The 20,075-nt window shown below is 61.1% G+C and carries 20 protein-coding genes and 1 pseudogene; 11 read left to right on the top strand and 10 right to left on the bottom strand.

What is annotated here, in order from left to right; genetic code table 11:
• Positions 1 to 16: 16 nt before the first annotated feature.
• The gene (locus tag V7Q10_RS11860) at positions 17 to 2,137 is read right to left on the bottom strand and encodes a hypothetical protein (protein WP_333869316.1); all 2,121 of its coding nucleotides are present in this window, start codon (positions 2,135 to 2,137) and stop codon (positions 17 to 19) included.
• A gap of 139 nt (positions 2,138 to 2,276) precedes the next feature.
• Here V7Q10_RS11860 and V7Q10_RS11855 point away from each other — a divergent pair, with 139 nt between their 5' ends.
• Positions 2,277 to 2,936, top strand: a complete 660-nt coding sequence (locus tag V7Q10_RS11855) for a thiamine diphosphokinase (RefSeq protein ID WP_333869315.1) — start codon at positions 2,277 to 2,279, stop codon at positions 2,934 to 2,936.
• Here the strand turns inward: V7Q10_RS11855 and V7Q10_RS11850 are convergent.
• The 4 genes from V7Q10_RS11850 to V7Q10_RS11835 all read right to left on the bottom strand — a co-directional run bounded on the left by V7Q10_RS11850 (position 2,893) and on the right by V7Q10_RS11835 (position 7,344).
• A complete protein-coding gene (locus V7Q10_RS11850) occupies positions 2,893 to 3,813 on the bottom strand; it encodes a DMT family transporter (protein WP_333869314.1) in 921 nt (306 codons plus the stop codon). The genes V7Q10_RS11855 and V7Q10_RS11850 overlap by 44 nt on opposite strands.
• Before the next feature lie 33 nt (positions 3,814 to 3,846).
• Entirely contained in the window at positions 3,847 to 5,226 is a 1,380-nt protein-coding gene (locus V7Q10_RS11845) for an L-serine ammonia-lyase (RefSeq protein WP_333869313.1), read from the bottom strand.
• Positions 5,227 to 5,233: 7 nt separating this feature from the next.
• Positions 5,234 to 5,896: a glutathione S-transferase family protein gene (locus V7Q10_RS11840; RefSeq protein ID WP_333869311.1), complete on the bottom strand. Its 663-nt coding sequence runs from the start codon at positions 5,894 to 5,896 to the stop codon at positions 5,234 to 5,236.
• Between the two features lie 104 nt (positions 5,897 to 6,000).
• Entirely contained in the window at positions 6,001 to 7,344 is a 1,344-nt protein-coding gene (locus V7Q10_RS11835) for an Nramp family divalent metal transporter (RefSeq protein ID WP_333869309.1), read from the bottom strand.
• 173 nt (positions 7,345 to 7,517) lie between these two features.
• Here V7Q10_RS11835 and rpiA point away from each other — a divergent pair, with 173 nt between their 5' ends.
• The 5 genes from rpiA to V7Q10_RS11810 all read left to right on the top strand — a co-directional run bounded on the left by rpiA (position 7,518) and on the right by V7Q10_RS11810 (position 13,514).
• The gene (gene rpiA / locus V7Q10_RS11830; RefSeq protein WP_333869308.1) at positions 7,518 to 8,306 is read left to right on the top strand and encodes a ribose-5-phosphate isomerase RpiA; all 789 of its coding nucleotides are present in this window, start codon (positions 7,518 to 7,520) and stop codon (positions 8,304 to 8,306) included.
• Positions 8,303 to 9,667, top strand: coding sequence for a glutathione-disulfide reductase (gene gor / locus V7Q10_RS11825; RefSeq protein ID WP_442885866.1), 1,365 nt, complete (start codon positions 8,303 to 8,305; stop codon positions 9,665 to 9,667). Before rpiA ends, gor begins: the two co-directional genes overlap by 4 nt.
• A gap of 90 nt (positions 9,668 to 9,757) precedes the next feature.
• Positions 9,758 to 10,933: an FtsH protease activity modulator HflK gene (gene hflK / locus V7Q10_RS11820; protein ID WP_333869306.1), complete on the top strand. Its 1,176-nt coding sequence runs from the start codon at positions 9,758 to 9,760 to the stop codon at positions 10,931 to 10,933.
• On the top strand, positions 10,933 to 11,808 hold the full coding sequence (gene hflC, locus V7Q10_RS11815; RefSeq protein WP_442885865.1) for a protease modulator HflC: 876 nt from the start codon (positions 10,933 to 10,935) through the stop codon (positions 11,806 to 11,808). Before hflK ends, hflC begins: the two co-directional genes overlap by 1 nt.
• A 206-nt stretch (positions 11,809 to 12,014) precedes the next feature.
• Positions 12,015 to 13,514, top strand: coding sequence for a Do family serine endopeptidase (locus V7Q10_RS11810; RefSeq protein WP_394970620.1), 1,500 nt, complete (start codon positions 12,015 to 12,017; stop codon positions 13,512 to 13,514).
• Between the two features lie 53 nt (positions 13,515 to 13,567).
• On the opposite strand, the gene V7Q10_RS11805 is transcribed toward V7Q10_RS11810, so the two are convergent.
• A complete protein-coding gene (locus tag V7Q10_RS11805; RefSeq protein ID WP_333869305.1) occupies positions 13,568 to 14,218 on the bottom strand; it encodes an HD domain-containing protein in 651 nt (216 codons plus the stop codon).
• Positions 14,215 to 14,751: a peptidoglycan-binding domain-containing protein gene (locus tag V7Q10_RS11800; protein WP_333869304.1), complete on the bottom strand. Its 537-nt coding sequence runs from the start codon at positions 14,749 to 14,751 to the stop codon at positions 14,215 to 14,217. Before V7Q10_RS11800 ends, V7Q10_RS11805 begins: the two co-directional genes overlap by 4 nt.
• 222 nt (positions 14,752 to 14,973) lie before the next feature.
• On the opposite strand from V7Q10_RS11800, the gene V7Q10_RS11795 reads away from it, so the two are divergent.
• Both V7Q10_RS11795 and V7Q10_RS11790 read left to right on the top strand, forming a co-directional pair.
• On the top strand, positions 14,974 to 15,297 hold the full coding sequence (locus tag V7Q10_RS11795; protein WP_333869303.1) for a 2Fe-2S iron-sulfur cluster-binding protein: 324 nt from the start codon (positions 14,974 to 14,976) through the stop codon (positions 15,295 to 15,297).
• A complete protein-coding gene (locus V7Q10_RS11790; protein WP_333869302.1) occupies positions 15,294 to 15,992 on the top strand; it encodes an FG-GAP repeat domain-containing protein in 699 nt (232 codons plus the stop codon). Before V7Q10_RS11795 ends, V7Q10_RS11790 begins: the two co-directional genes overlap by 4 nt.
• On the opposite strand, the gene V7Q10_RS11785 is transcribed toward V7Q10_RS11790, so the two are convergent.
• The 3 genes from V7Q10_RS11785 to V7Q10_RS11775 are packed head-to-tail and all read right to left on the bottom strand — an operon-like array spanning position 15,986 to position 17,577.
• Positions 15,986 to 16,624, bottom strand: coding sequence for an SDR family NAD(P)-dependent oxidoreductase (locus V7Q10_RS11785; protein ID WP_333869301.1), 639 nt, complete (start codon positions 16,622 to 16,624; stop codon positions 15,986 to 15,988). The genes V7Q10_RS11790 and V7Q10_RS11785 overlap by 7 nt on opposite strands.
• Positions 16,625 to 17,056: a DUF1178 family protein gene (locus tag V7Q10_RS11780; protein WP_333869300.1), complete on the bottom strand. Its 432-nt coding sequence runs from the start codon at positions 17,054 to 17,056 to the stop codon at positions 16,625 to 16,627.
• A 44-nt stretch (positions 17,057 to 17,100) separates the two neighbouring features.
• The gene (locus V7Q10_RS11775) at positions 17,101 to 17,577 is read right to left on the bottom strand and encodes an NUDIX hydrolase (RefSeq protein WP_333869299.1); all 477 of its coding nucleotides are present in this window, start codon (positions 17,575 to 17,577) and stop codon (positions 17,101 to 17,103) included.
• Between the two features lie 157 nt (positions 17,578 to 17,734).
• Between V7Q10_RS11775 and V7Q10_RS11770 the strand changes: the two genes are divergently transcribed.
• The 3 genes and pseudogenes from V7Q10_RS11770 to V7Q10_RS11760 all read left to right on the top strand — a co-directional run.
• Entirely contained in the window at positions 17,735 to 18,856 is a 1,122-nt protein-coding gene (locus V7Q10_RS11770) for an acetoin utilization protein AcuC (RefSeq protein WP_333869298.1), read from the top strand.
• A 30-nt stretch (positions 18,857 to 18,886) separates the two neighbouring features.
• Complete coding sequence (locus V7Q10_RS11765) at positions 18,887 to 19,750, top strand: glycosyltransferase family 2 protein (RefSeq protein ID WP_333869297.1); 864 nt, start codon at positions 18,887 to 18,889, stop codon at positions 19,748 to 19,750.
• A gap of 63 nt (positions 19,751 to 19,813) precedes the next feature.
• A pseudogene (locus tag V7Q10_RS11760) lies at positions 19,814 to 20,075 on the top strand (hypothetical protein); the annotation flags it as partial.

The following is a 20,075-nucleotide window of genomic DNA, read 5'->3' as shown; positions in this document are numbered from 1 at the left end:
GTTCTGTCTGAATGCCTTAGCCCGCGTTGCGCAGGGCCTCTGCCAAAAGCGGCGAACGATCTGTGACCGCAAAGCCGCCGCGTTTGATTTTTTTAATTCGGCCTTCGCGCATCAAGGTGCCAAAGGCGCGCAGCTGATCTTCCAGCAGGTGCTTTTCGGCATTTGGCAGGGTGTTGATCTGGCTCATCACCAAGGGCCGGCTGAACTGTGGCCGCCCCAAGATCTGGGCACAATAGACCGCCGAAGCCTCAAGCAGATCATGCAGCGTTTGCGCGCCAAGCTGTTCGGCAAAATCGGCAAAGCTGGTGCCCTCGGCAAAGAGATTGGCGCTGGCTTCTTCTGGGCTCAGCGTCTCGTCTTCATCCTCGTCATCCAGATCGGCGCCAATCAGGGTTTCCAGCGGAGCTTTGGTCAGGCCGGCGGGCACCAGCCGTGTTGGCATTACCGGACGCTGCGGCCGCACGATGGCTGGTTCGGCGGTGGGCTCGGGAGGTTTTGGCCGATCGATGCGCTGTTCTGACACCAAAACCAGTGGGCTTGTGCGGTCTTCGGCGCTGCGCGCTGTTGGATTTGGCCGCACCACGCTGTCGAGATCACTGCGATAGACCGATTTGCGGTCCGCCGCCACAGAGCCCGCTGCGTCTTGCAATTGCCGGTCAGCCTCGGTCGCGGCAACGGCGGCTTTCAGATGCGAAATCGCGGCAGAGCGGCGGCGCGACTCGGGGTCATCAAGCGCGGTGTTTGTCTGCGCAATCAAGCGGTTCACCGCATCGTCTTTGGAAAGATCGGTCAGGCCTTGGCGCAGATCAGCGGCCTCTGGCCCCGAGAGGGTTTGCACCAAAATCGCGGGCGTCGGGCTGGCTGGATCGGGGCGCAGCACCCGCACGGGGCGGGTTGGTCGCTCGGACTCAGCCGGCTTGGCTGCGGGCACTGCGGTTTGCAGCGCGGCCAATTCGGCCAGCAAAGCGGCTTCGGCGGCTTCGGAAAGCAAGGTGGTGCCTGCGGGGGGCTGGGCTGCTGACTCGAGCCGGCGCACCCGAATAACGCGGGCGCGGGCGTGATCTTGCGGGGCGGGATCGGCGGCCTCTGCGGGTTCGGGCGCTGTTTTGGCGTCATGGTCTGCTTCTGCCACGGGCGCGGGCTCTGCTGCGCCAATCATCGCGCGGGCTTCGGGTGGCGCGATGCCCAAGGCTTCGGCCAAGGCCTCTTCGGCGGTTTGCAGCCGTGCGGGTTCAGGTGCCGGCGCGGGCTCTGCCGCTTTTGCCTGAGGCGCGGGGGACGCTGGTATGTCGCGGGCCAGTTTTGCCAAAAGCGACTCGGTTTCATCGGTGACGTCAAATGCCTCTGGTGTGGAAACCTCGGGCGTGGAAACCTCGGGCGCTGTCTCGAGCAAAACGCTGTCTTGGGTTTGCGTCACAGGCTCTGGCTCCAGCTCGGCCAAGCTATCCTCGTGCGGCGCGTTCGCCTCTGGTTCGGGCGGCAGCGGCTCGGTGGCAGGTTTGGCCACCAAAGCCTCGACACTGGCCAGCATCTCTGGCCCTATCTCGCCGGCATGTTGGTCTTCTGTATAGGTGTCGTCCAAAGCGCCAAGCGGCTCGGGAAGCCGGTGCAAAGGCTCTGGCGCGGTCTCTGGAGCTGCGGGCAGCGCAACCGATTCGAGAGCTTCCGATTCGGGAGCTTCGGCCTGAAGTGGGTCTTGCAATGCGACAGCCGTGTCAGTGGGCAGCTGAGGTGCCCTGTCTTCAAGCGCGGGGCTGGCGCGCAGGCGTGACAAGCGGGCGCTGAGGCTTTCGCCATTGGCATCAAGCATTGGGCTGGCATTTGCGGCAGGGGCAAGCGAAGGCGCGGCAAGCGATGGTGGGGCTGCCCGCGCCACATCTGACGAATCGGCCCGCAAGATCACGCCATTATCTTGGATCTTAGCCTCGACCCGTCGCTGAATTTCCCGCTCGGCTATCTTATGCAGCATCGCCGCATCCGGCGTTGGCGGCTCTGCCCCAAAATAGCGATCTTCGGCGGCAAGATCGCGAAAATATTCAGCGATTGCCTTCATGGTATTAAACGGCTCTTCAAAGCCCTCCAGCGTGCAGCTGAAGGTTCCATAAGAGACCGTTAAAATTTTACTCGCACCAAGCATAGGGGCTCGCCTCTACCAATTTCACACTGCGATCTTGCACTGAAGATTGTTCTAATAAATGGACAGAAGAGGGTAATTTAATGAATTGATTGTGTTCAAAGCCATGGGCTTTTGCCGCAATTCAGAGAACAGTATCGCGATGAAACACAAGATTGTCGAATCTTTGCACGGGGTGACGCTTGCGGGTGGGGGGCCGTTTGGCGCCGCACTTTTGGCGCGGGCCTTAGCCTTGGCCCCTGTTATTGTTGGGGCAGATGGTGGGGCCGACCGTTTGTTGCGGTTGGGGGCCGAACCAACTGCGGTGATCGGCGATTTCGATTCGATCTCGGCCACAGCCCGCGCGCGGCTGGCGGGGCGGTTGTTTCCGATTGCCGAACAAGAGACCACCGATTTTGACAAAGCGCTGCGCTCGATCGCGGCGCCCTTTGTCTTGGGTTTGGGATTCGCGGGCGCGCGGCTGGATCACGGCCTGGCGGTTTTGAACGCGCTGGTGCGCCAGGCTGATCAGCGCTGCCTGTTGCTGTCGCCGCAGGATGTGACCTTTGTGGCCCCGCCCGAGATGCGGCTTGATCTGCCGCTGGGCAGCCGGTTTTCGCTGTTTCCCATGGGCGCGGTGACGGGGGAAAGCGCGGGGCTGCGCTGGCCGATCCAAGATATCGCATTTGCGCCCGATGGCATGATTGGCACCTCGAACCAAGTGGTGGGGCCGGTGCATCTGCGGGTCTCTGCGCCGCGCATGTTGGTGATCTTGCCGCTTAAATCTCTGCCGGCAGCGCTGCGCGGGCTTGCTGTCCTGTGACCCGCTCGCGGTAGATCACATAAAGCCCCGAGCCCACGATTACCACAATCCCCGCCCAAGTCAGCAGATTGGGGAAGGTGCCAAAGATCAGATAGCCCACCGCCACCGCCGCAATCAGTTCAAGGTAATGCAGCGGTGCCAAGGTCGAGGCGGGGGCGTATTTCAGCGCAAAGGTCATCGACATATGGCTGACCGCCGCCCAGAACCCGACGCCAAACAGCCACAGCCAAAACAGCCCCTGCGGCCAGACCGGATCCAGCTCGGCCAGCCCCGATCCATCGGCAAGCAGCATCACCGGCAGACAGATCAGCCCGCCAAAGATCGAGGTGTAAAGCTGTTGCATCACCGGATGCGTGCCCGGCCCCAGCGATTGGGTGATCAGCATGTAAAAGGCAAACAAAAAGGCCGTGGCAAGCGGGTAAAGCGCCACCGTGCCGTAAAGCGTTAACGAAGGTTGGATCACCAGCAAAACCCCGGCAAAGCCCACCACAGCGGCGGCAATCCGGCGCGGACCGATGGCGTTTTTGAACAGAAAATGCCCCAAGATCAGCAGGATAAACGGCTCTACAAAGACAATCGCCAGCGCATCGGCAATCGGCATCACCTTGGTGCCCGCAACAAAAGCATAGGTCGAGGCAATAAGACACAGCGCGCGCAGCGCCAGCAGGCCCGCAGCCCGCCGGTTCAGCCCAAACCCCAGCCGCAGCACCAGCGCCACCGGCAGCATCAGCGCGCCCTGCACCAAAAACCGCGCCGTGGTGATTTGGCCCACCGGAATAGCGTCAGTTGCAAGCTTGGCCGAGGCATCCAAAAGCGGTGCCAGCAGGCAAAACACCAACATCAGCGCGATGCCGGTCAGGGTTTTATCGCGCGTCATGCCGCCCCCTTTGCGCGGTGCGCGGCGCGTGGTTCAGCAATTGGGCACATTGACCGCAAGGCCGCCCAGCGAGGTTTCCTTGTATTTCTCATGCATGTCGCGTCCGGTTTGGCGCATGGTCTCGATACAGACATCCAGGCTGACCAGATGGTCACCATCGCCGCGCAGCGCCAAACTGGCGGCCGAAACCGCCTTGATCGCGCCCAGACCGTTGCGCTCGATGCAAGGCACCTGCACCAGACCTTTGACCGGATCGCAGGTCATGCCAAGGTGATGCTCCAGCGCGATTTCGGCGGCGTTTTCCACCTGTTTCACCGTGCCACCCAGCACCGCACAAAGCCCCGCCGCCGCCATGGCAGCAGCCGAGCCGACCTCGGCCTGACAGCCGCATTCCGCCCCCGAAATCGAGGCGTTGTGTTTGCACAGCCCGCCAATCGCCGAAGCGGTCAGCAGAAAATCGGCGATGCGGCTGACAGATGCCCCCGGCACATGGTCAAGATAATAGCGCAAAACCGCAGGCAACACGCCCGCAGCACCATTGGTTGGCGCGGTCACAACTTGGCCACCTGCGGCGTTTTCCTCGTTCACCGCCATGGCATAAAGCGACATCCAGTCGTTGATCGTATGCGGCGCGGTCATATTCAGCCCGCGTTCAGCCAAAAGCGCGTCATGAATGCCCTTGGCACGCCGGCGCACCTTCAGCCCGCCGGGCAGGATCCCCGTGCCCTCCATCCCGCGCGAGATGCAGTCGTTCATCACCTGCCACAGCCGCGCGATGCCTTCGTCGATCTGGGTCTGACTGCGGAATTTCAGCTCGTTGGCCAGCTTCATCTGCGCGATGGTCTTGCCCGATTTCAGTGCCATCGCCAGCATCTCATCCGCGGTTTCAAAGGCATAGGGCACATCGGCGCGGGGCTTGGATTTGGCCTCGCCCGCCTGCGCCATTTCAGAGGCCGTCAGCACAAAGCCGCCGCCGATGGAATAATAGGTCTCTTGCAAGATCACATCGCCCTGCGCGTCGGTGGCTTTCAAGATCATGCCATTGGCATGGCCTTCCAAAGCGGGGCCATAGTCAAACAGCAGATCTGCATTGGGGTCAAAGTGCAAGGGCGGCAGCCCCTCGGCCTGAATGCTGCGGGTCTCGCGGATCTGGGCCAGCACGGCTTCGGCTTTTTCGGCGTCATAGGTTGCAGGGTGAAAGCCCGCAAGGCCAAGGATCGTGGCGCGGTCGGTGGCATGGCCGACGCCGGTAAAGGCAAGGCTGCCGTGCAAAGACGCCCGCAGCCCGGCAAACTTAAACGGCGAGGCACGCATCAGGTCCAGAAATTGCGCCGCCGCTACCATCGGCCCCATGGTGTGCGAAGACGAGGGGCCGACACCCACTTTGAACATATCGAAAACAGAGAGGAACATAGGCGTCCTATTGATAAGGCTGGGTGAAAGGGCGGCTGCCCAAGGCTTCTTCGGCAGCAATGGCTTGGGCGGCGGCGCTGGTTTCCAGCACGGCCAGCCGCTGATGCAGGGCGGGGAAATCCGCGCTGGGGAAATAGGCTGCATGATCGGGCGCAACGCCGCCCAGCCAATGCATCAACATGCCCAGATAATACCCCATCAGCGAGCTGTCGCTGGAAAACCACGCAGGCGCGTCGCGGGTCAGCATCGAATCGAGGGTCGTCAGCAAGACCTGCATCTGCGCGCGCGCCGCCTGCGACACGGCTTGCGCACACGCAGGCCCTGCGGTGCGTTCGGGGTAGAACAGTTGCAACAGCACCGGGTGGATGTTTGACGAGGTGAAGAAAAACCAGCTGAGAAAGCCCGCGCGGTCAGGGTGATCTGGGGCAGGGGCAAGCCGGTGATGGCGGTCGGCCAGATACAGAAGCATCGCAGCGGTTTCGAACATCGGGCCGTTTGGCGTCTCCATTGCCGGAATTTTGCCCAAAGGCTGCAAGGCGCGGTAGGCGGCGCTGTCCAGCACGCCCGCGTCGCGGTCAATCAGCACGGCCTCATGCGGCAATTGCAGATCGGCCAGCACCATGCGCAGCACCAGCGACGCGGTATCGGGGGAATAGTGCAGCCTATACATCGCGGGCTCCTGCCGTTTTGCGCAGTATGCGCGAAGTTTGCCGCCAAGGCTGCGCTAAAACGACATCTTTCGCCTTACAACGGCGTGCGGCCGCGGCTGGTGCCTTAGCCAGCCGTGGCGGTGGCAAAATCCCACAGCAGTTTGACGTTCAGCGCGATGATGATGGCCGCAATCACAATGGCAAAGGCCACCAGCCAGCGCGGCGCCGCCATCGCCCCCATCTTTTTGCGATCCGCAGTAAACAGCACCAATGGCACCACCGCAAAGGGCAGTTGCAGGCTTAGGATCACTTGCGTCAAGATCAGCAGCTTGCCCGTGCCAGCCGAGCCGTAATAAAGCGTCACAAGCGCTGCCGGCACAATCGCGATCATCCGCGTGATGGCACGGCGCAGCCACGGCGGCAGGCGGATTTGCAAAAAACCCTCCATCACTGCTTGGCCCGCCAAAGTCGCGGTCACTGTTGAATTCAAGCCGCAGGCCAGCAGGGCCACCGCAAACAGCATCGGCGCAATGCCTTGGCCCAGCAAAGGCCCCAGCAGTTGGTGCGCGTCTTCAAGGGCGGCCACTTCGGTCAGCCCGTTGCTGTGAAACGAGGCCGCCGCAAGGATCAGGATCGAGGCATTGATCAGCAGCGCAAACATCAGCGCAATCGTGCTGTCCCAGGTGGCAAAGCGCAGTGCCTCGCGCTTTTCGGCCAAGCTGTCGCCATAAGCACGGGTCTGCACAATCGCCGAATGCAGATAAAGGTTATGCGGCATCACGGTTGCGCCCAAAATCCCCAGCGCCAGATAAAGCATCTCGGGATTGCGCAGGATCTCGACCGTGGGGGCAAAGCCACGGATCACATCGCCCCAGACCGGATCGGCCAAAAAGATCTGAATGCCAAACGACAGGGTGATGATGCCAAGCAGGGTGATCACAAAGGCCTCGAGCCAGCGAAAGCCTTTGTTTTGCAGCCATAAAATTAAAAACACATCCAGTGCCGTGATCAGCACGCCCAGCTCCAGCGGAATGCCGAACAACAGGTTTAATCCGATGGCAGTGCCGATCACCTCGGCGATATCGGTGGCGATGATCGCCAGTTCTGCCGACAACCAAAGCGGCAGCGAAATCCAGCGCGGAAAGGCATCGCGGCAAGCCTGCGCCAGATCGCGCCCCGAGGCGATGGCCAGCCGCGCGCAAAGCGCTTGCAACACAATCGCCATCACGTTTGAAATCAGCGCCACCACCAGCAGCGTATAGCCAAACTTTGACCCGCCCGCGATTGAGGTCGCCCAATTGCCCGGGTCCATGTAGCCGACAGCCACCATATAGCCCGGCCCCAGAAAGGCCGCGAACCGCCGCCACGCGCCCTTGGGCAAAACCACCGAGGCATGAACATCTGACAGCGCGGCTTCGCCACGGGCTGCGCGCCACTTGCTACTGGACATATCGAAAAGCGAGGGCATGATGACTTTCTTTTTGAGAATTATTCGCAATTTAGATTGTCACCCCCTTAAGTCAAGGCCCGATCCGCGCCCTGTGGCAATTCCCCCTCGCCCCTGCGCCTTGATTTCCCTATAAGAGGGGGCAAATCCACATGGGGCCGCCCGCGACGGCGCCGAAAATTCAGGAAGACACCATGACAGCCGAGCTTTCCCCCATCGACAAAGCCAAATTCGTCGCCGCCAAACGTGCGGTCGATTTTATCGAAGATGGGATGAAAGTCGGGCTGGGGACAGGGTCCACCGCGGCATGGATGGTGCGCTGTCTGGGCGAGCGGGTGCGCCAAGAGGGGCTGAAGATCACCGGCGTGCCCACCTCGACCCGCACGGCCGCTTTGGCGCGTCAGATGGGCATTCATGTCACCTCGCTGGACGAAGCGAAATGGCTGGATGTTACCATTGATGGCGCCGATGAATTCGACAAGCAGCTTGCGCTGATCAAAGGCGGTGGTGCGGCGCTGTTGCAAGAAAAGATCGTGGCCACGGCGTCCGATCTGATGATCGTGATCGCGGATGCGGCGAAAGAAGTGCAGCAGTTGGGGGCCTTTCCGCTGCCGATCGAAGTGATCCCCTTTGGCTGGCAAACCACCAAAGCGCTGGTCGAAGAAATGCTGGTCTCTATGGATGTGCTGGCGCGCGATGTCAGCTTGCGGATGAATGGCGAGCGCGCCTTGGTCACCGACGAGTCGAATTATATCCTCGATCTGCACTTAAAGCGCATCGGCAACCCGCGGCAATTGGCGCTGGTGCTGAACCAGATTCCGGGTGTGGTGGAAAATGGTCTGTTCATCGACATTTGCGACATTGTTGTGGTGGGGCATGGCGATGGGCGGGTGACGGTGCGCGATATCAACGCGGGCTCGGAAACCGACAGCCAAGTGCATTTCAAGCCGACCGATAATATCTTTGCCGATCTGGGAGAATGACTTTGGATTTTGACTTCGATCTTTTCGTCATCGGTGGCGGTTCTGGCGGCGTGCGGGCGGCGCGGATTGCGGCCTCGGAAGGCGGCGCAAAGGTCGGTCTGGCCGAAGAAAGCCGGATGGGCGGCACCTGTGTCATTCGCGGCTGTGTGCCGAAAAAGCTGATGGTTTTCGCCTCGGAATATCCCGACATGATCGCGGATGCCAAAGCCTACGGCTGGGATGTGCAGTCCGGCCCGCTGGATTGGCGCGGCTTTCGCAGCAAGCTTGAGGCCGAGCTGGACCGGCTTGAAACCGCCTATCGCAACACGCTGAAATCGGCAGGGGTGACGGTTTATGATGCCCGCGCCGTGGTGGTGGACCCCCATTGCGTGCGCCTTGCCGATGGCCGCGAATTCAGCACCAAGCACATTCTGATCGCCACCGGCGGTCAGCCCTTTGTGCCACAGTTTGAGGGGCGCGAGCTTGCCATCACCTCGAACGATATTTTCCATCTGGACGCGCTGCCAAAGCGGGCGCTGGTGGTGGGTGGCGGCTATATCGCCAGCGAATTCGCCTGCATTCTGAACGGCTTGGGCGTGAAGGTTTCGCAATACTATCGCGGCGCACAGATCCTGCGCGGCTTTGACGACGAGGCGCGCGGCCATGTCGCAAACCAGATGGCCGCCAATGGCATCGCGATCCATTGCGGCACCGATGTCGAGCGGCTGGAACAGCGCGAAGGCGGCATTTGCGCGGTGGCAACCGATGGCTCGACCGCCGAGTTTGATCTGGTGCTTTACGCCACTGGCCGCGTGCCCAATGTCGCCGGTCTGGGGCTGGAAGCGCTGGGCGTGGGCTTGGGGCGCAGGGGCGAGGTTTTGGTCGATGACTGGAGCCAGACCGCCGTGCCTTCGATCTATGCTGTGGGCGATGTCACCGACCGCATCAACCTGACCCCCGTGGCGATCCGCGAAGGCCATGCCTTTGCCGATACGGTGTTTCGCGGCATTGCGACCAAGGCCGACCACGATCTTGTGGCCTCGGCGGTGTTTACCCAGCCCGAGCTTGGCTCGATTGGCCTGTCGGAAGAGGCCGCGCGCGAGGCCGGGCCTTGCGAGATTTATGCCGCAAGCTTCCGCCCAATGCGGTCGCTTTTTGCGGGGCGTCAGGATAAGGTGCTGATGAAGCTGGTGGTTTGCGCCACCACGCGGCGGGTGCTGGGCTGCCATATCGTCGGGCCCAATGCAGGCGAGATGATCCAGCTTGCCGCGATTGCGGTCAAGATGGGGGCGACCAAGGAAGATTTCGACCGCACCGTTGCCGTACATCCCACTATGTCGGAAGAATTGGTCACTATGCGTAAGCCGGTGCGGATATTCTGACGCAGGCCGCAAAAACGGGGGCTTATGGGTTGAAATCTGTGGGTTTAGACCCCAGTTCATAAACAACTGAAAAAGATGAAAGGTGTATCAATGGCGGGTAGCGGAGGTCCCTGGGGCGGCAATGGCGGCTCTGGCGGTGATGATGACGAACGCAATGGGCAGCAAGGCAACGGCCAGCGCCCAGGTGGGCGGCGTCCGAATGAGGGTCCGCAGATCCCCGAAATTGACGAGCTGGTAAAGCGCGGGCAGGAACAACTGCGCGTGTTGATGGGCGGCGGCGGCAATCGTGGCCCGCGCGGCCCCAATGGCGGCGGCGCTGGCGGTCAAATTCCGCCGATGTTCACCCGCAATGGTATTTTGCTGGGTCTGGTCGCGGCACTTGGGCTGTGGGGCTTCTCTTCAGCCTATACCGTCAAGCCTGAACAACAGGCGGTAACGCTGATGCTGGGCAAATTCAGCGGCGTCACCGAAGAGGGTCTGCACTTTGCGCCTTGGCCGGTGATGCGGGCCGAACTGGTTGAATCGCGCAAACAGCGCACCACCGATATCGGCAATGGCGCCAATGGTCCTTTGGACAACGGCCTGATGCTGACGCGCGATCAGAACATCGTCGATATTGAATTCCAGGTTGTTTGGAACATCTCGGATCCTGCCAAGTTCTTGTTTAACCTGGCCGATCCAGAAGACACCATCCGTGCTGTGTCGGAATCTGCGATGCGCGACATCATTGCGCGCTCGGAACTGGCCCCTGTGCTGAACCGCGACCGGGGCGTGATTGCGGCCGAAGTGCTGAAAGCCATTCAGGACACGCTGAACACCTATGCCGCCGGCATCAATGTGATCCGCGTCAACTTTGACAAATCCGATCCGCCAAAAGAGGTGATCGACGCCTTCCGCAAGGTGCAAGCAGCCCAGCAAGAGCGTGACCGCTTGGAAAAAGAGGCCGACGCCTACGCCAATACCGTCACCGCAGGCGCACGCGGTCAGGCAGCCCAGCTGCAAGAAGAGGCCGAAGCTTACCGCGCGCAGGTCGTCAACCTTGCTTTGGGTGAAACCAGCCGTTTCACCTCGGTTTATAACGAATATATCAAGGCCCCAGATGTGACGCGCAAGCGGATGTATTTGGAAACCATGGAAAAAGTTCTGGGCGGCATGAATAAGGTTATCCTTGATGGTGTCGATGGCGGCGCGAACGGGCAGGGTGTTGTGCCCTATCTGCCGCTGAATGAGCTGAACAAATCCACAGCCACCGGAGGGACAAACTGATGCGCGCCGCTTATCTTATTCCGGCAGCCGTTCTGGTTGGTGCCGTGGCGCTGTCTTCGGTCTTTATCGTCGACGAGCGGAAAAAGGCCTTGGTCTTGCAGTTTGGCGAGGTCAAGCAGGTGATCAACGAGCCGGGCTTGGGCTTTAAAATCCCCTTCATTCAGGATGTGTTCCTTTATGAAGACCGGATCTTGGGCCTGCCGACGCAGCCCTTGGAAGTCACGCCCTTGGATGACCGCCGCTTGGTAGTCGATGCCTTTGCGCGCTGGCGCATCGTTGATCTAGAGGCGTTTCGTCGCGCCGTGGGTTCGGGTGGCGAAAACGCGGCCCGTGACAACCTTGATAAGATCATCAACGCCGAAATCCGCGAAGTTTTGGGCGGGGTTCCCAGCCAAAGCGTGCTCTCGGAAGACCGCACCGGCCTGATGAACCAGATCCGCGACCAAGCCCGTGCCAAAGCACTTGGCCTTGGGGTTGATGTGATCGATGTGCGTTTGACCCGCACCGATTTGCCCGAACAAAACCTCGAGTCGACCTTTGGTCGGATGCGGGCCGAGCGCGAGCGTGAGGCCGCTGATGAAATCGGTCGCGGCAACGAGGCCGCACAGCGGGTTCGTGCGGCAGCCGATCGTTCGGTGGTCGAAATCGTGTCGCAATCGCGCAAAGAGGCTGATGTTATTCGCGGTGAAGCAGACGCCACCCGTAACGGCATCTATGCCGAAGCCTTTGGCAAAGACCCGGAATTCTTTGCCTTTACCCGCTCGCTCACCTCTTACGAACGGGCCTTGCAGTCGGGGAATTCGTCGATCGTGATGAAGCCGGACAGCGAGTTCTTTGACTATCTGCGCAGCGAAAAAGCGCCCGCGGCACAATAACGCGGCAACACAGCAAAATTCGGGGGCCAGCGCGATGCGTTGGCCCTTTTTGCATGGCTTTTGCCTCGCAAAGCACAGGCAGCTTGCATCACAAGAGGTTGAGAATTGTGCTGCGGTCTTGCATTGTGCTGCAATCTTGCCATTTGTTGGGGGTAATGACTGCTGCGGTGACAGGCCGCAAAGGTTTTCGAATAAGGAGATCTAACGTGCCACATCTTTCCTCTGCTCAAACCTTGGGGCACCCCCGCTTTGCACCGGCGCGCGCGCCGCGCCTGCTGTTGGCGCTTGGATTGGGGCTTGGGCTTGCGCTTGCACCTGCACTACGGGTCGAGGCGCGCGGTGCGCCTGAAAGCTTTGCCGATCTGGCCGAACAGATCAGCCCTTCGGTTGTTAATATCACCACCACTTCGGTGGTGGCTGCCAGCACCGGCGGGGTGCCGATGGTGCCGCCCGGATCACCGTTTGAAGATTTCTTCAAGGATTTCATGGGCCCTAATGGCGGCCCCAACGGTCAGGGCGGCAATGCCCCGCAACGATCCGAGGCGCTGGGCTCGGGCTTTGTGATCAGCAATGACGGCTTTATTGTCACCAACAACCATGTGATCGAAGGTGCCGATGATATCGAGGTTGAATTCTTTGGCGGCAAAAAGCTGAAGGCGAAACTGGTCGGCACCGATCTGAAAACCGATATTGCTGTTTTAAAGGTTGAAAGCCCCGAGGCGTTGCCTTTCGTGGCCTTTGGCGACAGCAATAAGATGCGGGTTGGCGATTGGGTTCTGGCGATGGGTAACCCGCTGGGGCAGGGCTTTTCGGTGTCTTCGGGCATCATCTCGGCGCGCGGGCGCGAGCTGAACGGCGCTTACGATGATTTTCTGCAAACCGATGCCGCGATCAACAAGGGCAACTCGGGCGGGCCGCTGTTCAACATGGATGGCCAAGTGATCGGCGTGAACACTGCGATCTTGTCGCCTTCGGGTGGCTCGATTGGCATCGGTTTTTCGATGTCGTCGAATGTGGTGGCGCATGTGGTCGATCAGCTGAAGGAATTTGGTGAGACACGGCGTGGCTGGCTTGGTGTGCGCATCCAAGATGTGACAACCGATGTAGCCGAGGCGATGAATTTGGCCGCAGCCTCGGGGGCTTTGATCACCGATGTGCCAGATGGCCCGGCCAAAGACGGCGGCTTACAGGCGGGCGATGTGATCCTCAGCTTTAACGGCGCGACGATCAAGGATGTGCGGTCTTTGACCCGCACCGTGGCCGATGCGCCAATTGGTCAAGAGGTGCCGGTACTGATCAACCGCGCAGGCGCCGAGCAGACGCTTCAGATCAAACTGGGCCGCCGCGAGACCGATGAGGCCAGCGGTCCGCTGCCCGCTGCGCAAAAGAAAACCCCCGCTGCCCCCGAAACTGCCGAGGTCTTGGGGCTGACGCTGGTGCCGCTGGATGCCAAGGCGATCAAGGATCTGGGCTTGGATGCAACGGCCACTGGTTTGGCCGTCACCCGTGTTGATCAATCGTCCGAGGCCGCTGACAAGGGCGTGGCCCCCGGCGATGTGATTGTAGAGGCCGGCCAGCAAAAGGTGCTGCAACTCAGCGATCTGCAAGACCGCGTCACTGAAGCCAAGGATGCCGGCCGCAAGTCGATCTTGCTGTTGATCCGCCGCTCTGGTGATCCGCGCTTTGTGGCGCTGTCGGTGCAATAAGCGTTTAAGATCAAAGCAATGGAGCGGCGGGGCAACCTGCCGCCCTTTTTGCATCAGCCGATTTCGCGCAGCAATCTGCTGCGGAACGACAGCATCCAATCCGCCCGCTCGATTGCCACAGCGCGGCCGGTGACGGTCTGCATGCTATCGGCGATTTTAAGCAGTTTGACCTCGATATGATCCAGCGCAAAAGCGCGGTCATCCAGCGGGCGGGCGCGCGCCAAAGGGTCTGCGGCATCAAACAAGCCGCCACCCATTTGGCCCGAGACATGGAACATCCGTGCAATGCCAATCGCGCCAAGCGCTTCCAGCCGATCGGCGTCTTGCAAGATGCGCGCCTCGGGGCTTTCGGGGGGCACGGCGGCTGAAAAGCTATGCGCGGTGATGGCATGGGCGACTGCGGGCAGCTTTTCGAGCGCAAATCCGTCTTGACGCAGAAACAGGCAAGCCGCCTCTGCCGACAACCGCGAAGCCGAGGCGCGGTCGGGATGCGATTTCGGCAGGTTGACCAGATCGTGAAACATCGTCGCCGCCAGCAGCACCTCTAAATCGCAGGGCTCGTCCATCGCGATCAGCTGCGCCTGTTTCCAGACGCGGCGTAGATGGCCCAGATCATGCGCGCCATCAGCTGGATGCGCCTGCCATTGCCGCGTGACTTCGGCTTCATAGCGGCTTTTTGCAGCGGTGAGGGCAGCTTTGCTCATTGATCCTCCAGATCGGTTGCCAAAAGACCAAGCTCTTGGGCGGCGGCCAGCGACAGCACGGGGCTGTCAAGGCCACGCTCGGCCTGAAAGCGGCGGATTGCTTCGGCAGTCTCGGTACTCATTTCGCCGGTAATGGCGGCGGTATAAAGCCCGCGCGCTTTTAAAGCGCGTTGCAGCGTGGCGAGGAAACTGACCGTCAGACTGTCGGGGCAGGGCGCGCGGAACCACACCTCGCGGGTGTCTTGCACCATGCGTTGATGGATATTGCTGCGATAGCTGGCTGGTTGAGTGATCTTGCCCGCCGCGTCACGCTGTTCTTCCGAGATCAGCACCTGTTCGGTCACGGTTTCAATGATCGCGGGGGTGATATCCTTGCCCCAGCAGGCCCCCGCTTGATCTTGACGGGGCGCGGTCTGGCCGGCTTTGACCTCGATCTGCGCAATGGTCTGACCCGAAAGCACTGGCGCTTTGACCTGCGGCTGGCTGCAAGCACCAAGCACCAAGCTGCAACTTACCAAATAGCGAAACAACATGCGGGCCCGATCTGCCAAAAGACGCGTCCGGTTTGTCCGAACCAATTGCGCCAGACCATAGCGGCAAAGCCTCAGCCTGCAAACCCCCCAGCCTGAAACCCCCAGCCTGTTAAGCCCAATGATCTGACGGGGAATTGAGGTCTTTGGTCGCGCGCGGCACTGGCAAAGCCTGACAACTTGGCTTAAGTGTTTTCGCAAGTTTTCAGCAAGGCGGGATGAGAAATGGCGAAAATTACCTATGTCGAGCATAATGGCAAAGAACATGTTGTCGAGGTTGCCAACGGTTTGACCGTAATGGAAGGCGCGCGCGACAACGGCATTCCGGGCATTGAGGCAGATTGCGGCGGCGCCTGCGCTTGCTCGACCTGTCATGTCTATGTCGATCCGGCTTGGGTTGAAAAACTGCCGAAAAAAGACGCGATGGAAGAAGACATGCTGGATTTCGCATGGTCGCCTGATGCGCTGCGCTCGCGGCTGACCTGCCAGATCAAGGTGACTGACGCGCTGGACGGGCTGCGCGTGCAGATGCCGGAAAAACAGATTTGAGGCGGATCGGGGCGGCGCTGGCCGCCCTTTTCTTTGCAACGTCTGCCGCCGAGGCGAAAGAGTCCTGTGATCAGGCCTTCGGCCTAAGGGTTTGCTACAGCGATGCGGGCGGGCCTATTGGCTATGACCACAATATTTTGGGCAATACGCCCGAATGGCGCGAGCTGCGCGGCCCTGATTGGGTCTTGCGGCCTAAGGCCGGGTTTTTTGAAGATGTAGCGCCGCGTGTGGCTGATGTTACCGGCGACGGGCGGCCCGAAGTGATTGCGGTGCAGACTGATCTGATGCGCGGTGCGCGGCTGATTGTGGTTGCAGGTGACGGCAAATTGCTGGGGGCGACCGCCTATATCGGTCAGCGCCACCGCTGGATGGCGCAGGCTGGGGTGGGGGATTTTGACGGCGATGGCCGCATCGAGATTGCCTATGTTGACCGCCCGCATTTGGCCAAAGAGCTGGTGTTTCTGCGTCTTGAGGCGGGCGATCTGCGCGAAGTCGCGCGGCTCTCGGGCCTGACCAACCACCGCATTGGCGACACCGCAATCAGCGGCGGCAGCCTTCATTGCGACGGCAAAGACCAGATGATCCTTGCCTCGGGCGATTGGCGCCGGATTTTCGCGGTGCAGATCGGCCAGAAGCCGCGCGATTTGGGGCGCTATAGCCGCGCCGCGATGCGCGCAGCTCTCAGGTGTCAATAGGGGTGCGCGGTGCCGTCATAGCTTAGGAAGCAGCCGGTTGTTTCCAGAGAAAGATCTGCAAAACAACGGGTTAGTCCTGACACGGATTGCGCCACGGTGATGGCAGCACGCGCGCCACCCATATCGGTTTGCACCCAGCCTGGGTGATAGATGCCCACAGCAATGCCCTGCGGCGCAAGATCGGCTGACAGGTTGCGCCCCAAATTAAGCACCGCCGCTTTCGACGCGCGGTAGATATAGCTGCCCCCCGGCGCGCGCGTGTCCGACGCCATTTGCGACGAGATAATCGCGATCTTGCCCTTAGCGGCGCGCAGCTGCGGCAACAGCGCCTGAAGGGTCAAAAATACCCCCGTCACATTGGTCGCAAAGCTGTCGGCCCAAAGCTGCGGCGCATAGCCGGTCAGGTCTTGGTCGCGATCCAGATAGACGCCGGCGTTGCAGATCAGCAGATCAAGCGGCGCGTCAATGTTCTGGCTGAGCGCCGCACAGGCTGCGGGATCGGTGACATCAAGCGCCAGCAGGCCATCGCTGGCCTTGCGCGCGGTGCCAAAGCTGACCTCGCCCGTGCTGCGGTAATGCGCGAGCAGACCTGCGCCGATGCCGCGATTGGCGCCTGTGATCAAAACCGTCATTCAATTGGCCTTTCTGGGCGGCATAAAGGGCAGGGGGGCGACGGGGATGCCGTCTTCGATCAGCGCGCGCGCCTCCTCGGGCTTGGCCTCGCCGTAGATTGCGCGCGCGTCAATGCTGCCCTCGTGCATCCGGCGGGCCTCGGCGGCAAAGTTCAGCCCGACATAATCGGAATTCGCCTCGATCTTGCGCCGCATTTCGGCCAAAGCAGCCTCGATTTCGGTTTGCGGCTGGGTGAGGCTGGGTTTGCTGGCCTCGCCTGCGTTGCGGGCAGGGCGCACCGTGGGGGCCATCAGGGTTTTTTCAATGCTGGTGTCGCCGCACAAAGGGCAAGCGATCTGGTTTGCGGCGCGCAGCGTGTCAAAGCCGCTGGCCGATTGGAACCAGCTTTCAAAGTCATGGCTGCTGCTGCATCGAAGCGAATAGCGGATCATCTGTTCGGGCCAAATCTGAAGGACGCCTTAGCCTGCGCCGGTTTTCAGTCAGAGGCAAGGGCCGGCGTCACCAGCTGTTTTACGATCGCCTTAAGCAATTGGCGCAATTCAGGTTCTGCAACTTTGCGCGCGGCTTTTTCTGCCGCAAACCATTTGCGCCGGCGCTGCTTGCGTTCGGGGAAATCGGTGTGCAGCGCAGCAACCCGCAAGCCAAAAACCGTGACCGTGCAGGGCTTTGTCTCGGTCGCACTTAGCACCTTGTCATAGCCAAATTGGCCGATGCTTTCGGGGTTTATATCGCCGCGCACGCCTGCTTCTTCCCAAGCCTCGATCGACGCGGCCTCGGCATCAGACAGGCCTTGCATTGGCCAGCCTTTGGGGATCACCCAACGGCCGGTGTCGCGGCTGGTGATCAGCAAAACCTCAACCTTGGCGCGGTGCATGCGCCAGCAGATCGCGCCAATTTGCGCGGTGCTGTCGGCAGCTTTTTGCGGCTGCGCCTTGGGTTTCGATTTCGGCATTGCTGCAGCCTCGGGATCACATGTTTTTAGCGCTGCCATTCGCGGGCAAGCTTGGTTAGGCTATGCCAGACTGCTTTCGCGATAGCCAGAGCCGTCATGGCGAAAGGGTGAAGATTCCGTCATAAATCTGTTACAAACATTGTGTCACAGGGGAAAAATGCAGCAAAGCGGCGCTCTTTTCATCGGATCCGAGATTTACCGCGGCTCGAGCTATGGCGCAAAGCACCCCTTACGGGTGCCGCGGGTGTCGACGGTGATAGATCTGGGCCGTGCGCTTGGGCTGCTGGCGGGGCGCTATCGCGCAAGCCCGCGTGCCAAACCCGCAGCCCTGACGGCCTTTCACCACCCCGCCTATATTGCCGCCCTGCAAGAGGCCGAAGCGACGGGCGATCTGCCGCCTGCGGCGCGGGCGCGGTTTCATCTGGGCAGCCTAAGCAATCCGATCTTTCCGCAGATATACAGCCGTCCGGCCACCGGGGCGGGGGGTGTTTTGCTTGCGGCCGAGCTGTTGGCCAAGGGCGGGGCGATCTATGTGCCGGGGGGTGGCACCCATCACGGCATGGCCGACCGCGCCAATGGCTTTTGCTATTTGAACGATCCGGTGCTGGCGATTTTGGCGCTGCGGCGGGCGGGGCATCGCGTCGCCTATGTCGATCTGGACGCGCATCACTGCGACGGGGTCGAGGCGGGGCTTGCCGGGGCCGAGGGCGTGCTGCTGATCTCGGTGCACGAGGCCGCGCGCTGGCCTTTCACTGGGGCCACGGGGCAACAGGGCAATTGCGTCAATCTGGCGGTGCCTGCGGGCTATCACGACAGCGAAGCGCGCATGGTGCTGCACGAGCTGATTTTGCCGCTGCTGCAAGCCTTTAAACCCGATGCCATCGTGCTTCAGGCCGGGGCGGACAGCTTGCTCGAGGATCCTTTGTCGCGGCTGGCGCTGTCGAACAACGCCTATGTCGAGGCCCTGCGCGCGATCACGCCCTTGGCGCCGCGGCTGCTGTTACTGGGCGGCGGCGGCTATAACCCTTGGTCGGTCGGGCGCTGCTGGACGCGGCTTTGGGCCGAACTTTCAGGGCAAGAACTGCCCGAGGTTTTGCCCGAACCCGCGCGCGCGGTGCTTACGGGCCTGTCTTGGGGCGGTGGTGGGCGGCCCCTGCCCGAGGCGGGGCTGCTGACCACGCTGTTTGATCCCGCCCGCGAAGGCCGCGTCAATGCGCGCCTGCGTGCCGAAGTGGCGGCTTTGCGACAGGGGTTTGCACAGATCAGCGGCTTGGGCTAAACAAAACCAACACCAAACCGGAGAAGCCGCTTGAAGGTTGCCTGCATCACCGCTGTCCGCAACGACCGTTTGTTTTTGCGCAAGTGGATCGACTATTACGCCAGCAACTTTGGCCGCCAAGCGCTGTTTGTGATCCTTGACGGTTTGGACGAGACCCCGCCCGAGGGCTGCGAGGGGGTGAATTTCCTGCACCTGCGCCACCGCGATTGGCAAAGCCAGATCCGCAATGTCGCACTGCGCCGTGCGGCGATGGATCATGCGCGCGCACGCGCGATGTCGGATCTGGCGCGGATGCTGTGGCGCTATGATTATCAGGCGGTTATGGCGACCGATGTGGATGAATTTCTGATCGCGGACCCTGCGCGCCATGCCAGCCTTGCCAGCTTTTTGACAGGGCCACGCCCGCGCCATGTGACGCTTTCGGGCTTGGGGCTGGATGTGGTGCAAGACCTGCCGCATGAGGCCGCCATCGACCCCGCGCGGGGCTTTTTGCAGCAGCGCCAAAAAGCGGTGATCTCGGACGCCTATACAAAGCCCGTCTTGGCCTTCAAGCCGGTGACATGGGGCGCGGGGCAACACAGGGTCAAGGGGCGCAATTATCATATCGACCCCGATCTTTATCTGCTGCACTTTGGTTTGGTAGATTACGAAACTGCAATGGGGCGCGCCAATGATCCAAAGTTGGTTGCCGCAGGCTGGGGCCCGCATGCCAAACGCCGCGAGGCGCTGTTTCGCAAGGTCGAGCAGGCGCAAGCCGTGGCGGGCGACACGGTGTTTGACACGGCACGCCAGCGGCTGACTTGGTCGCGCCGCATCCTTGCTTGGAATAAGCCTGCACGCTGGCGCGACGCTCCGGTGGTTGTGCTGCCAGAGCGGTTTCGCGCCTTGGTCTGACGGCTGCAAAGACACTACAGCGCCGCAAAGGCCTGCACCAAAACGAAAAAAGGACGCGAACATATGGACGGAATTTCGATTGCAGCGCAAAGCCGTGAGGCGCGCAAGGATCGCGCAGTTTACTTCTGCGTCGATGCCAAATTCTTTCCCTATGCGCTGTTTGTCGCCGATCAAATCGCCAGCAAATACCCGCAGCGCGACTTTGATCTGTGCCTGATCAGCGCCACACCGCTGCCCGAGCACCCCTTGATGGCCAAACACGACATCCGCGTGGTGCAGATCGACGCCGCCGCTTGGGGCAGCCGTTTGCCCGCCGATGACAGGA

Source organism: Cypionkella sp., from assembly GCF_036782355.1.
In the GTDB taxonomy this organism is placed as follows: domain Bacteria; phylum Pseudomonadota; class Alphaproteobacteria; order Rhodobacterales; family Rhodobacteraceae; genus Cypionkella.
Note: the sequence above shows the minus strand (reverse complement) of the source record. Positions and strands in the feature narration are given on the sequence as shown.

Bases quoted from the DNA above. Each gene is read 5' to 3' on its own strand.
- V7Q10_RS11860 (WP_333869316.1), bottom strand. From the start codon at position 2,137: ATGCTTGGTGCGAGTAAAATTTTAACGGTCTCTTATGGAACCTTCAGC.
- V7Q10_RS11855 (WP_333869315.1), top strand. From the start codon at position 2,277: ATGAAACACAAGATTGTCGAATCTTTGCACGGGGTGACGCTTGCGGGT.
- V7Q10_RS11850 (WP_333869314.1), bottom strand. From the start codon at position 3,813: ATGACGCGCGATAAAACCCTGACCGGCATCGCGCTGATGTTGGTGTTT.
- V7Q10_RS11845 (WP_333869313.1), bottom strand. From the start codon at position 5,226: ATGTTCCTCTCTGTTTTCGATATGTTCAAAGTGGGTGTCGGCCCCTCG.
- V7Q10_RS11840 (WP_333869311.1), bottom strand. From the start codon at position 5,896: ATGTATAGGCTGCACTATTCCCCCGATACCGCGTCGCTGGTGCTGCGC.
- V7Q10_RS11835 (WP_333869309.1), bottom strand. From the start codon at position 7,344: ATGCCCTCGCTTTTCGATATGTCCAGTAGCAAGTGGCGCGCAGCCCGT.
- rpiA (WP_333869308.1), top strand. From the start codon at position 7,518: ATGACAGCCGAGCTTTCCCCCATCGACAAAGCCAAATTCGTCGCCGCC.
- gor (WP_442885866.1), top strand. From the start codon at position 8,303: ATGACTTTGGATTTTGACTTCGATCTTTTCGTCATCGGTGGCGGTTCT.
- hflK (WP_333869306.1), top strand. From the start codon at position 9,758: ATGGCGGGTAGCGGAGGTCCCTGGGGCGGCAATGGCGGCTCTGGCGGT.
- hflC (WP_442885865.1), top strand. From the start codon at position 10,933: ATGCGCGCCGCTTATCTTATTCCGGCAGCCGTTCTGGTTGGTGCCGTG.
- V7Q10_RS11805 (WP_333869305.1), bottom strand. From the start codon at position 14,218: ATGAGCAAAGCTGCCCTCACCGCTGCAAAAAGCCGCTATGAAGCCGAA.
- V7Q10_RS11800 (WP_333869304.1), bottom strand. From the start codon at position 14,751: ATGTTGTTTCGCTATTTGGTAAGTTGCAGCTTGGTGCTTGGTGCTTGC.
- V7Q10_RS11795 (WP_333869303.1), top strand. From the start codon at position 14,974: ATGGCGAAAATTACCTATGTCGAGCATAATGGCAAAGAACATGTTGTC.
- V7Q10_RS11785 (WP_333869301.1), bottom strand. From the start codon at position 16,624: ATGACGGTTTTGATCACAGGCGCCAATCGCGGCATCGGCGCAGGTCTG.
- V7Q10_RS11780 (WP_333869300.1), bottom strand. From the start codon at position 17,056: ATGATCCGCTATTCGCTTCGATGCAGCAGCAGCCATGACTTTGAAAGC.
- V7Q10_RS11775 (WP_333869299.1), bottom strand. From the start codon at position 17,577: ATGCCGAAATCGAAACCCAAGGCGCAGCCGCAAAAAGCTGCCGACAGC.
- V7Q10_RS11770 (WP_333869298.1), top strand. From the start codon at position 17,735: ATGCAGCAAAGCGGCGCTCTTTTCATCGGATCCGAGATTTACCGCGGC.